7 protein-coding genes are annotated in these 9632 nt (G+C 66.0%); 5 read left to right on the top strand and 2 right to left on the bottom strand.

Annotation, left to right across the window (positions count from 1 at the left end):
- From BZL41_RS25635 to yegQ, 4 genes are all read left to right on the top strand, one after another.
- A partial coding sequence (locus BZL41_RS25635) for an RHS repeat domain-containing protein (RefSeq protein WP_143518159.1) occupies positions 1 to 455 on the top strand: 455 nt, incomplete at its 5' end.
- 147 nt (positions 456 to 602) lie between these two features.
- Positions 603 to 1046, top strand: coding sequence for a type III secretion system chaperone (locus tag BZL41_RS25630; RefSeq protein WP_095601874.1), 444 nt, complete (start codon positions 603 to 605; stop codon positions 1044 to 1046).
- 11 nt (positions 1047 to 1057) lie between these two features.
- Positions 1058 to 2044 (top strand): class I SAM-dependent methyltransferase, encoded by a 987-nt coding sequence (locus tag BZL41_RS25625; RefSeq protein ID WP_095601873.1) that lies wholly within the window; start codon positions 1058 to 1060, stop codon positions 2042 to 2044.
- 202 nt (positions 2045 to 2246) lie between these two features.
- Positions 2247 to 3608, top strand: a complete 1362-nt coding sequence (yegQ, locus tag BZL41_RS25620; RefSeq protein WP_095601872.1) for a tRNA 5-hydroxyuridine modification protein YegQ — start codon at positions 2247 to 2249, stop codon at positions 3606 to 3608.
- Here yegQ and BZL41_RS25615 read toward each other — a convergent pair.
- Together BZL41_RS25615 and BZL41_RS25610 are read right to left on the bottom strand one after the other, a co-directional pair.
- The gene (locus BZL41_RS25615) at positions 3605 to 4279 is read right to left on the bottom strand and encodes a hypothetical protein (protein ID WP_095601871.1); all 675 of its coding nucleotides are present in this window, start codon (positions 4277 to 4279) and stop codon (positions 3605 to 3607) included. The two genes, yegQ and BZL41_RS25615, sit on opposite strands and share 4 nt — an antisense overlap.
- A 48-nt stretch (positions 4280 to 4327) precedes the next feature.
- Entirely contained in the window at positions 4328 to 7201 is a 2874-nt protein-coding gene (locus BZL41_RS25610) for a bifunctional diguanylate cyclase/phosphodiesterase (protein WP_095601870.1), read from the bottom strand.
- A gap of 216 nt (positions 7202 to 7417) precedes the next feature.
- Here BZL41_RS25610 and uvrD point away from each other — a divergent pair, with 216 nt between their 5' ends.
- Positions 7418 to 9598: a DNA helicase II gene (uvrD, locus tag BZL41_RS25605; RefSeq protein ID WP_095601869.1), complete on the top strand. Its 2181-nt coding sequence runs from the start codon at positions 7418 to 7420 to the stop codon at positions 9596 to 9598.
- Positions 9599 to 9632: the final 34 nt, after the last annotated feature.

Raw genomic sequence — 9632 nt, 5'->3', positions numbered from 1 at the left:
GCTACGACGCCTTCGGCCGGCGCATCGCCAAGACCCTGGACGGCCGCACCACCGAATTCCTCTGGCAGGGCGAACGCCTCATCGCCGAAAGCGCGCCGGACCATTACCGCAGCTACGTCTACGAACCCGGCACCTACCGCCCCCTGGCCCTGCTCCAGGGCGAAGGCCAACAAGCCCAACCCTGCTACTACCAGCTCGACCACCTCGGCACCCCGCAGGAACTCACCAGCCCCGGCGGCGCCATCCTCTGGTCCGTCAAATACCGCGCCAACGGCAACGTCGCCCAGGTGGAAATCGCCGATATCGACAACCCCCTGCGCTTCCAGGGCCAATACTTCGACGCCGAAACCGGCCTGCACTACAACCGCCATCCGCCCGGCGGCGCCCTGACCGCCATCCAGCTCAACGGCCAGCCGCTCACCCACCCAACACCATGGAACCATTTCCAACCGTGACGTCACTCATGGTTCGTATGTCGAGCAACGTGGGATTGCCTTTCGGTTCAGCAATCCGGCGAATCGGTATCGCTTGGCGCCAGAACAAGAACAAACGATCCGCCTGGCCAACATGGCTGGGCGGCATTGATGCCTACAGGAACTGCCATGGAAATCGAACGCAAGCGGCTGCGCATCAGCCCTGTGCAACTGGGTGCTCGACCGGTCCCGGAGGTGCCGGATCGTTGGGTGCTTGCAGGCTCCGACCGAGAGGAGATGGCGATTACCTGCACGGACGCGGAAGGCGAGGTGTTCGCCCTCACGGTCCGGATTGCCCGGTTGCTGTCCGAGGGACAGTCGTATCAGTTGGCGGCGGCGCTGACGCTCAATCACGAGGTGGCCTGTCTCAACGGTGGGGCGGTTGCCTATGACGTGGACGACGACGCCTTCCTGTACTGCAAGCGGATCGAGGCCCGCACGCTGGACCTCTCTACCTTCAATGACCGGATCACCCGTGCCTTTTCGACGGCCCGCCTGCTGCGCGAACGACTCGCGCAGGCGCAAGGGCGCATCCGGCCGGCCACGGCGCAAGCCTTCCAACCCAAGGCATAGGAGCGCATGTCATGGTCGGGATGAGTTCGATCGGCAACCTCTTCCGCGGCGTAATCGTTGCCACGAGCCTGCATGCGCCGCACGCTGCGCGCCCCTTGTCGAGCGCCAGTGAAGCCTGGAATCAGACGCTGGGAAAGCTGGAGCGAAAGTTCCTCGGTAACACCAATGCTGGCGCCCCCGCTTTCCGGCAGGACGATTTCGCGAAGCACTCGATGGGCGCTCATGCCAGCCGCCTGCCGCCGGGCAACATGTTGTTCCAGCGCGGCGTCTATACCGGCATCGCAGCGCTGTATGAAAAAACCACCGGCAAGCTGATGGATTACGACAGGATGAAGGTCAACGCGGTGGCCGCGTCGGTGTCCTGGGCTTTCCAGCACGGGCTGCTGCCCGACAAGGCGAGCAACATTGTCGATATCGGCGCGGCCCACGGGGGTGCCACGGTACAGCTCGGCAAGAAGTACCAGGAGGCGAGCATCCTGGCACTGGACCCGGACCCGCAGTCGGCGAAGTTCATCGAGGAGAAAGTCAAGGGCGGCGATTCGGTGTTGAAAAATCCCGAGCGCCTGGCGACCTTCTCGGGGACCTTCCAGGAAGCCTTTTCCGCGGGCAAGGTCAAGGAGAACAGCGCCGATCTCGTCGTCATGCAGGCCGTGGCGCCTTATCTGTCGGACGAGGCGCTGGCAGACACCCTGAAAGGCATCCATACGGCCTTGGCCTCAGGCGGGAAAGTCGTGCTGTCCTGTTACGGCGACGAGCATTTCAGCAAAAACGATGCGAAGAGCACACTCACTCTGCGGTCGGATATGCAGATGCTGGATATGTTCGAGAAGGCTGGCCTTTCGGTGGAGTGCATCGGTAATACGCTGCAGGCCGGGGACGGCAAGAGCTACCAGAAGAACACCCGGGAAATGAGCGATGTCATGGAGCAGAAAAGCATGCCCGGACACCCCGATGGCAAGTATTGGCATTCGGTCTATATCGTCGCGACTAAGCCGTGATCCCGACAGGCTGCGCAGCCGCCGAATCGCTTTCGTAGGAGCCCGCTCTGCTGGCGATAATTCTGTGCAGCACAATCGCGAACAGAGTTCGCTCCTACAAACGCGGGGCCCGATAAACGCCATTTCCTTGCCTCAGCTCAATACTCGGCCGGATTGGCGCCGCTAGGATGCCCGGTTCTTCGCCACGTAGAGCTTTGTTTCGATGCACGCTCCCGAGCTTCTTTCTCCCGCCGGCACCTTGAAGTCCATGCGCTACGCCTTCGCCTACGGGGCGGATGCGGTGTATGCGGGCCAGCCGCGCTACAGCCTGCGGGTGCGCAACAACGAGTTCGACCACGCCAACCTGGCGCTGGGGATCGCCGAGGCCCACGGGCAGGGCAAGCAGTTCTACGTGGTGGTGAATATCGCACCGCACAACGCCAAGCTGCGGACCTTCCTCGACGACCTGAAGCCGGTGGTGGAGATGGCACCGGATGCGCTGATCATGTCCGACCCGGGGCTGATCATGCTGGTGCGCGAGCATTTCCCGGACATGGCGGTGCACCTGTCGGTACAGGCCAACGCGGTGAACTGGGCGAGCGTGGAGTTCTGGCGGCGCCAGGGGCTGAGCCGGGTGATCCTGTCGCGCGAGCTGTCGCTGGAGGAGATTGGCGAAATTCGCGAGCGGGTGCCTGGGATGGAGCTGGAGGTGTTCGTCCACGGCGCGCTGTGCATGGCCTATTCCGGGCGTTGCCTGCTGTCCGGCTACCTGAACCGGCGCGACCCGAACCAGGGCACCTGCACCAATGCCTGCCGCTGGGAGTACAAGGCCGAGGAAGCGCAGGAGAACGAACTGGGCGACATCGTGCCGGCGGTGCAGCAGTGGCAGCCGATCCCTGCGGCTCAGATCGAGCCCACCCTCGGCCAGGGTGCGCCCACGGACCGGGTGTTCCTCCTCGAAGAAAGCGGTCGTCCGGGCGAGGCCATGTCCGCCTTCGAAGACGAGCATGGCACCTACATCATGAACTCCAAGGACCTGCGTGCCGTGCAGCACGTGGAACGGCTGACTCGGATGGGCGTGCATTCGCTGAAGATCGAGGGCCGCACCAAGTCCCATTACTACGTGGCGCGCACCGCCCAGGTCTATCGCCGGGCCATCGACGACGCCGTGGCCGGGCGGCCGTTCGACCGTTCGCTGATGGACACCCTGGAGTCCCTCGCCCATCGCGGCTACACCGAGGGCTTCCTGCGCCGGCACGTGCATGACGAGTACCAGCACTACGAGCGCGGCACGTCCGTGTCCGAGCGCCAGCAATTCGTCGGCGAGCTGACCGGCGAACGCCGGGGTGCCCTGGCAGAGGTTAAGGTGAAGAACCGCTTCGCCGTGGGCGACCGCCTGGAGCTGATGACGCCCCAGGGCAACGTGCACTTCACCCTCGACGCCCTGGAGAAAGGCAACGGCGAACGCACGGCGCTGGCCCCGGGCGACGGACATACCCTGTACCTGCCGCTGCCGAGCGATCTCGACCTGCGCCATGCACTGCTGATGCGCCATCTGGAGGATGGCACTACCACGCGCGGCTAAATCCCGGGCTCGGTGGATGGCTCGCGCAACCGCTCCGGCAACAGAACGCGCAGGGCTTCGCCACTGGCCTTCAACAGCGGCGGCAGCAATCTTTTCAACGTGGCGGGCGGCAGGTGAGCGCAGAGGTCCGCCTGCCGCTGGGCCGGCAGCCCGCCGAGCACCCGCACCGAGATAGCGACGTTGCCGCTGCGCACGGCCGCTTCGGTGAGGGTGCACAGATAGCCCACCGACACGCTGCGCAGTGCATCGACGATCAGGTCCATGTTCTGGATGTGCCGGGCGATCTGCAGCACCCCGTCGGGGTCGTTCAGGCCGAAGAGCAGCATCTTCACCTTCACCGGCGGGAAGCACTCGCAATAGCGCGCCGCCGTGGCGTGGTAGCCGCGGGCGAGCAGCTCGCGGGCCACGTCCAGGTGCAGGGTTTCCGGTAGGCGCAGGTAGGTGTCGAGGATCAGGCGGGGGTCGAGGTGGGTGGTGACCTCGGCGAGGAAGTCCACCGGTAGGTTGACGATCATTTCGTACAGCTCGTCGGGCGCCATGTGCCCGGCCATCCGCGCCGCCCGTTGCGGCCCCAGGCGTTGCAGCAGCGGGACTTTCAGGGCCATCGGCGCCACGCCTTGCGAGGCCAGCAGCAGGCGCAGGCCGGCGCCGAGTCGGGGAAGCTCTGCCATCTTGTTCTCCTTGTATGCAGGCAAACCGTGGCAGCGGTCACTCCCCGTTCAGATCGTCGCCTGCTCCTTCAGCAGCTCGGCGAATGCCTCCGCGCGCACCGGCCGGCTCACCAGGTAGCCCTGGATCTCGTCGCAGCGGTGCTGCTTGAGGAAGTCCAGTTGCGCCTGGGTCTCCACGCCCTCGGCCACCACCTTGAGTTCCATGCTGTGGGCCATGGCGATGATGGCGCGGGTGATCGCGGCGTCCTCCCCGCCGGCGGACAGGTCGCGGATGAAGGTCTGGTCGATCTTCACGTAGTCGGCCGGAAAGCGCTTCAGGTAGCTGAGCGAGGAGTAACCGGTGCCGAAGTCGTCAATTGACAGCTTCACCCCGTGGCCCCGCAACTGGCGGAAAGTGCTGATGACGTTCTCCACGTTATCCAGCAGTTGGCTTTCGGTCAGCTCCAGCTCCAGCAAGTGTGGCGGCAGGCCGGTCTCGTCCAAAGCCAGGCGCACCAGGCTGGTGAAGTTGCCGGGGCGCAGTTGTTGCACCGAGAGGTTCACCGAGACACGAATGTCCGCCAGCCCGCTCTGCTGCCATTCCCGTGCCTGGCGGCAGGCTTCGCGCAGGACGAACTCGCCGAGCGGCACGATCAGCCCGGTTTCCTCGGCCAGGCCGATGAAGTCGGACGGCGGCACCAGCCCGAGCTGCGGGTGGTTCCAACGCACCAGCGCCTCGGCGGCGTGCACGCAGTCGTCCAGCAGGTTGAGCTTGGGCTGGTAATAGACCTCCAACTGCCCCTCGTCGATGGCCTTGCGCAGCTGGGTTTCCAGTTGCAGGCGCTCCAGGGTGCAGGCCTGCAGGTTGTCGGTGAAGAACTGGAAGGTGTTGCCGCCCAGGTGCTTGGCGTGCTGCATGGCCATGTTGGCCTGACTGATCAGCGCGGAGATTTCCCGGGCGTTCTCCGGCAGCAGGCTGATACCGATGGAGGCGTTGACCACCAGTTCGTGCCCGCCGATGTCCATCGGCACGCGCAGCTTGGCGAGCAGGCGGCTGGCCAGCCGGGCCAGGCTGGAAAGGCTGCCGTAGGTGTCCAGCAGCACGGCGAACTCGTCGCCGGAGAGCCGCGCCAGGGTATCCGCTTCCGGTACCGCCTGGGTCAGGCGGCGCGCCATCTGGCGCAACAACTGGTCGGCGACCTCATGGCCGAGGCTGTCGTTGAGCAGCTTGAAGCGGTCCAGGTCGATGTGCAGCAGCGCCAGGCTGCGCCCGCTCTGCCGCGCCCGTTGGCTGGCCTCGTGCAGGCGCTCCTTGAACAGGGTGCGGTTGGCCAGCCCGGTCAGTTCGTCGTAATGGGAGAGGTAACGCAGGCGCTCTTCCGCCTCGCGGCGCGCCGACAGGTCGGAAAGGAAGCCGACGATATGGCTGACCCGCCCGCGGCCGTCGTGCACCACAGTGAGCTGCAGCCATTGGGGATAGAGTTCGCCGTTCTTGCGCGTCTCGATCAGCTCGCCCTGCCAGGAGCCGTGTTGCTCCAGCTCCAGGCGGATCATCTGGTATTGGCGACGCGCTTCGCGGCTGGCGATCAGTGCGTTCACGCCCCGTCCGAGCACCTCCTCGCGGCGGTAGCCGGTGACCTCGCTGAATGCCCGATTGACCGCCAGCAGGCGGTAATCCGGATCGAGGATGAAGATGCCCTCGCTGGCCGCCTCGAACACGGTGGCGGCCAGGCGCTGTTCTTCCTCGCGCAGCTTGCGCGCGCTGACGTTGCGGCGCGTGCCAAGCATACGTGTGACCCGCCCTTCGGCATCGCGCTCCACCGCCCGGCCGCGATCCTCGACCCACACCCAGCGGCCGTCGGCATGGCGCACGCGGTACTCGATGGCATAGCCGTCGCTACGGCCCTTGAGGTGTTCCACCAGGGCCCGGCGCAGCAGCGGCAGGTCTTCGGGGTGCAGGCGCGGCTTGAGGTCACGCAGCACGGTGGTCTCGCCCGGTTCGATGCCGAAGATTTCCTTGAGCTGCGAGTGGTGCACTTCGTCGCTCACCAGGTCCCAGTCCCACAGGCCCAGCTCGCTGGCCTCCAGGGCAAGGGCCAGTCGCGCTTCGCTCTTGCTCAGGGCGTGGCTGGTTTCGTCCAGCTCCAGGGTGCGCTGGGCGACGCGCATTTCCAGTTCGTCGTGGGCCCGGCGCAGCTCGCGCTCGGCGCGGCGGCGCTGCTCCACCTCGCGGGCCAGCTCCTGGTTGAGGCCGTTGGCCTGCAGGCGGGCATGCTCCAGATGCTCGATCAGCGCCTGGTTGTGGTAGCGCCGCATCAGGCTGCTCTGCACCAGCCGGTTGACCTGCCAGGCCACCACCAGCAGCGCGGCCAGCAGGATCAGCCCGAGCAGGCCCCAGCCACGCAGCATCGTGTGCCCGCTGAGCAGCAGGTAGCCGATGCTGGGCACCAGACAGGGCAAGGCGAAACTGAGAAACGCCGGCAGGCTCACGGCGTAGGCGACGCTGGCGGAAAGAATCGCCGCGGCGATCAGGCCGAACAGCAGGGCCTGCTGGATGAACGCATCCTGGGGCACCAATACGACGACGGCATAGGCGAGCGTCAGGCCGGACAGCGCGGCGCCGCCGAGGAACATCCGCCGCCAGTGCGAACGCGCCTGGCGCGAGGGCAGCGCGGCATTGAAGGCGGCCACCTGCACCAGCCGCAGCAGGGCCAGCAGCACCAGCCAGACCAGCCAGCCGCCGAGCGCCAGCCCGGACGCCGGCCCCCACAGCAGGTAGGCGCAGGCCAGCCCATTGAGCAGCATGAACAGCGTCGGCACCCAGGAACCCTGGTAGAGCAGGCGCGTACGCTCGATGGCGATATCCTCGGCGAACTGCCGGCGGATCGCCTGCTCGTCGTCCTCGAACGACTCTGAAACGGCACAATTCAAAGTGGCGGTCATAGGCGCTTTTCTTGTAGTGATTGCCTAGGGCGTCGGGGGAGCATACCCGACCCCCAGTGACTGCCCAATACCACCGATGGGGCGGAATCGCCTCGCTTTCCCCATCTTTAGGATGGGAAGACCGCTCCAGAGCCCTTCGCCCCACCGACAAGCGGTAGGCGTGCCTGACCGTCGCCCCGGTTTGCCCCCATCCGCCCCGCCCCCTAGAATGCCGCGATGCGCGACGATCTCTCTCTCCTGCTGAACTCCCTCAACGACGCCCAGCGCCAGGCGGTAGCCGCCCCGGTCGGACGTCAATTGGTCCTGGCCGGTGCCGGCTCGGGCAAAACCCGCGTGCTGGTGCACCGCATCGCCTGGCTGATCCAGATCGAGAACGCCTCGCCGCACTCGATCCTGGCGGTGACCTTCACCAACAAGGCCGCCGCCGAGATGCGCCAGCGCATCGAGCAGCTGCTTGGCATCAACCCGATGGGCATGTGGGTCGGCACCTTCCACGGTCTCGCCCACCGGCTGCTGCGCGCCCACTGGCAGGAAGCCGGGCTGGCGGAGAATTTCCAGATTCTCGACTCGGACGACCAGCAGCGCCTGGTCAAGCGGGTGATCCGCGAACTCGGCCTCGACGAGCAGCGCTGGCCGGCGCGCCAGGCCCAGTGGTTCATCAACGGGCAGAAGGACGAAGGCCTGCGCCCGCAGCACATCCAGCCGAACGGCGACCTGTTCCTCGGCACCATGCTGAAGATCTACGAAGCCTACGAAGTGGCCTGCGCCCGCGCCGGGGTGATCGACTTCTCCGAACTGCTGCTGCGCGCCCTCGACCTCTGGCGCGACAAGCCCGGCCTGCTGGAACACTACCAGCGGCGCTTCCGCCACGTCCTGGTGGACGAGTTCCAGGACACCAACGCCGTGCAGTACGCCTGGCTGCGCCTGCTGGCCAAGGGCGGCGACAGCCTGATGGTGGTGGGCGACGACGACCAGTCGATCTATGGCTGGCGCGGCGCGCGGATCGAAAACATCCAGCAGTTCTCCAGCGACTTCCCGGATGCCGAGACCATCCGCCTGGAGCAGAACTACCGCTCCACCGCCTGCATCCTCAAAGCCGCCAACGCGCTGATCGCCAACAACCAGGGGCGTCTCGGCAAGGAACTCTGGACCGAAGGCTGCGAAGGCGAACCCATCGCCCTCTACGCCGCCTTCAACGAGCACGACGAAGCGCGCTACGTGGTGGAAGGCATCGAGCGGGCCATCAAGGACGGTATGTCGCGCAGCGAAATCGCCATCCTCTACCGGTCCAACGCCCAGTCGCGGGTGCTGGAAGAAGCACTGCTGCGCGAGAAGATTCCTTACCGCATCTATGGCGGCCAGCGCTTCTTCGAACGCGCCGAAATCAAGAACGCCATGGCCTATATGCGGCTGATCCACACCCGCCACAACGACGCGGCTCTGGAGCGGGTGATCAACGTGCCGGCGCGCGGTATCGGCGAGAAGACCGTCGAGACCCTGCGCGAATTCGCCCGTAGCCAGGGCCTGTCGATGTGGGCCGCACTGCACCAGGCGGTCGGCACCAAGGTCATCGCCGGCCGCGCCGCCAGCGCGCTGAACGCCTTCGTCGAACTGGTCGATACCCTCGCCCTGAAGGTCGAGAGCCTGCCGCTGCACGCCATGACCCAGCGGGTGATCGAGGATTCCGGCCTGCTCGCCTACCACCGCGACGAGAAGGGCGAGAAAGGCCAGGCCCGGGTGGAAAACCTGGAAGAACTGGTCAGCGCAGCCCGTGCCTTCGACAACGAAGAACTCGAGGACGACCAGACGCCGCTATCCGCCTTCCTCGACCACGCCTCGCTGGAGGCCGGCGAACAGCAGGCCGGCGACTTCGAGGACAGCGTCCAGTTGATGACCCTGCACAGCGCCAAGGGCCTGGAGTTCCCGCTGGTGTTCCTGGTGGGCATGGAGGAAGGCCTGTTCCCGCACAAGATGAGCCTGGAAGAGCCGGGCCGCCTGGAGGAAGAGCGCCGCCTCGCCTACGTCGGCATCACCCGCGCCATGCAGCGCCTGGTGATGACCTACGCGGAAACCCGCCGGCTGTACGGCAGCGAGACCTACAACAAGGTCTCGCGCTTCGTCCGTGAAGTGCCGCCCTCGCTGATTCAGGAAGTGCGCCTGTCCAACAGCATCAGCCGGCCCTACTCCGGCGGACGCAGCAACGGCAGCCTGTTCGCCGGCGCCGCCGTACCGGAAACCGGCTTCAGCCTGGGCCAGCGCGTCCAGCACCCGCTGTTCGGCGAAGGGGTGATCCTCAACTTCGAAGGCGGCGGCGCCCAGGCGCGGGTCCAAGTGAATTTCGACAGCGAAGGCAGCAAGTGGCTGATGCTTGCCTATGCCAAGCTGGAAGCGCTATAGCCGCCTACCCATGGTTCTGCGGGAGCGCTCCGAT

Source organism: Pseudomonas sp. PIC25 (genome assembly GCF_002286785.1).
Taxonomy (GTDB): domain Bacteria; phylum Pseudomonadota; class Gammaproteobacteria; order Pseudomonadales; family Pseudomonadaceae; genus Pseudomonas_M.
This window is presented reverse-complemented; position numbering and strand designations above follow the sequence as displayed.

Excerpts from the sequence above, each read along its gene's own strand:
- BZL41_RS25630 (WP_095601874.1), top strand. The coding sequence starts at position 603 with ATGGAAATCGAACGCAAGCGGCTGCGCATCAGCCCTGTGCAACTGGGT.
- BZL41_RS25625 (WP_095601873.1), top strand. The coding sequence starts at position 1,058 with ATGGTCGGGATGAGTTCGATCGGCAACCTCTTCCGCGGCGTAATCGTT.
- yegQ (WP_095601872.1), top strand. The coding sequence starts at position 2,247 with ATGCACGCTCCCGAGCTTCTTTCTCCCGCCGGCACCTTGAAGTCCATG.
- BZL41_RS25615 (WP_095601871.1), bottom strand. The coding sequence starts at position 4,279 with ATGGCAGAGCTTCCCCGACTCGGCGCCGGCCTGCGCCTGCTGCTGGCC.
- BZL41_RS25610 (WP_095601870.1), bottom strand. The coding sequence starts at position 7,201 with ATGACCGCCACTTTGAATTGTGCCGTTTCAGAGTCGTTCGAGGACGAC.
- uvrD (WP_095601869.1), top strand. The coding sequence starts at position 7,418 with ATGCGCGACGATCTCTCTCTCCTGCTGAACTCCCTCAACGACGCCCAG.